This is a genomic window from Streptomyces sp. NPDC104307, assembly GCF_055584045.1.
The window spans coordinates 1-1863 of record NZ_JBVJMU010000042.1 but is presented as its reverse complement, the minus strand read 5'-3'; the positions used below and the strand labels follow the sequence as shown (position 1 = coordinate 1863).

1 protein-coding gene is annotated in these 1863 nt (G+C 67.3%); it reads left to right on the top strand.

Annotated features, from left to right (window positions below):
- On the top strand, positions 1-1844 hold a 1844-nt coding region (locus tag ACZ601_RS39055), incomplete at its 5' end, for a 2-oxoacid:acceptor oxidoreductase subunit alpha (protein ID WP_469547001.1).
- Positions 1845-1863: the final 19 nt, after the last annotated feature.

Below are 1863 nucleotides of genomic sequence, written 5' to 3'. Positions count from 1 at the left end.
TCCGCCGTCTGGACCGGGTGATCATCCGTTTCGCGGGTGACTCCGGTGACGGTATGCAGCTCACGGGTGACCGGTTCACCTCGGAGACGGCTTCCTTCGGGAATGATCTTTCCACGCTGCCGAACTTCCCGGCTGAGATCCGGGCTCCTGCGGGGACTCTGCCTGGGGTTTCGTCGTTCCAGTTGCATTTCGCGGATCATGACATCCTGACTCCGGGCGATGCGCCGAATGTGCTGGTCGCGATGAATCCGGCCGCGTTGAAGGCGAATATCGCGGATGTGCCGCGTGGTGCGGAAATCATCGTGAACACGGATGAGTTCACCAAGCGTCCGATGGCCAAGGTCGGGTATCTGACGAGTCCGCTGGAGGACGGGTCGCTGGAGGCGTACAACGTCCATCCGGTGGCTTTGACCACTCTGACGATCGAGGCGTTGAAGGAGTTCGGGCTGGCCCGCAAGGAGGCGGAGCGGTCGAAGAACATGTTCGCGCTGGGGCTGCTGTCGTGGATGTATCACCGGCCGACGGAGGGGACCGAGGCGTTCCTGCGGGCGAAGTTCGCGAAGAAGCCGCAGATCGCGGAGGCGAACGTGGCGGCGTTCCGGGCGGGGTGGAACTTCGGGGAGACGACGGAGGACTTCGCGGTCAGCTATGAGGTGGCCCCGGCCACTCAGGCGTTCCCGGCCGGTACGTACCGCAATATCTCGGGGAACCTCGCGCTGTCCTACGGGCTGATCGCGGCGGGCCGGCAGGCGGATCTGCCGGTCTATCTGGGTTCGTATCCGATCACGCCGGCCTCCGACATCCTGCACGAGCTGTCGAAGCACAAGAATTTCGGTGTGCGGACGTTCCAGGCCGAGGACGAGATCGCGGGTATCGGTGCCGCGCTGGGTGCGGCGTTCGGCGGTGCGCTGGGGGTGACGACGACCTCGGGTCCGGGGGTGGCGCTGAAGTCGGAGACGATCGGGCTCGCGGTCTCGCTGGAGCTGCCGCTGCTGATCATCGATATCCAGCGTGGCGGTCCCTCGACCGGGCTGCCCACCAAGACGGAGCAGGCGGACCTGCTGCAGGCGATGTACGGGCGCAACGGTGAGGCTCCGGTCCCGGTCATCGCGCCGAGGACGCCGGCGGACTGTTTCGACGCGGCGCTGGACGCGGCCCGGATCGCGCTGACCTACCGCACCCCGGTCTTCCTGCTCTCCGACGGGTACCTCGCCAACGGCTCGGAGCCCTGGCGTATCCCGGAGGCCGACGGGCTCCCGGACCTGCGGGTCCAGTTCGCCCACGGCCCCAACCACGAGCTGGCCGACGGCACCGAGGTCTTCTGGCCCTACAAGCGCGACCCGCAGACCCTGGCCCGGCCCTGGGCGGTCCCCGGCACCCCCGGTCTCGAACACCGTATCGGCGGCATCGAGAAGCAGGACGGCACCGGGAACATCTCCTACGACTCGGCCAACCACGACTTCATGGTCCGCACCCGGCAGGCCAAGATCGACGGCATCCAGGTCCCCGACGTGGAGGTCGAGGACCCCGCACAGGCCCGGACCCTGGTCCTGGGCTGGGGCTCCACCTACGGCCCCATCACCGCCGCCGTCCGGCGGCTGCGCGCGGCCGGGGAGTCCATCGCCCAGGCCCACCTGCGCCACATCAACCCCTTCCCACGGAATCTCGGTGAGGTGCTGAGGCGTTACGACAAGGTGGTCGTCCCGGAGATGAACCTGGGACAGCTGGCCACCCTCATCCGGGCCAAGTACCTGGTCGACGCGCACAGTTACAACCAGGTCAACGGCATGCCGTTCAAGGCCGAGCAGCTCGCGACGGCCCTCAAGGAGGCCATCGATGCCTGAGACCAACGAACTCCTTCAG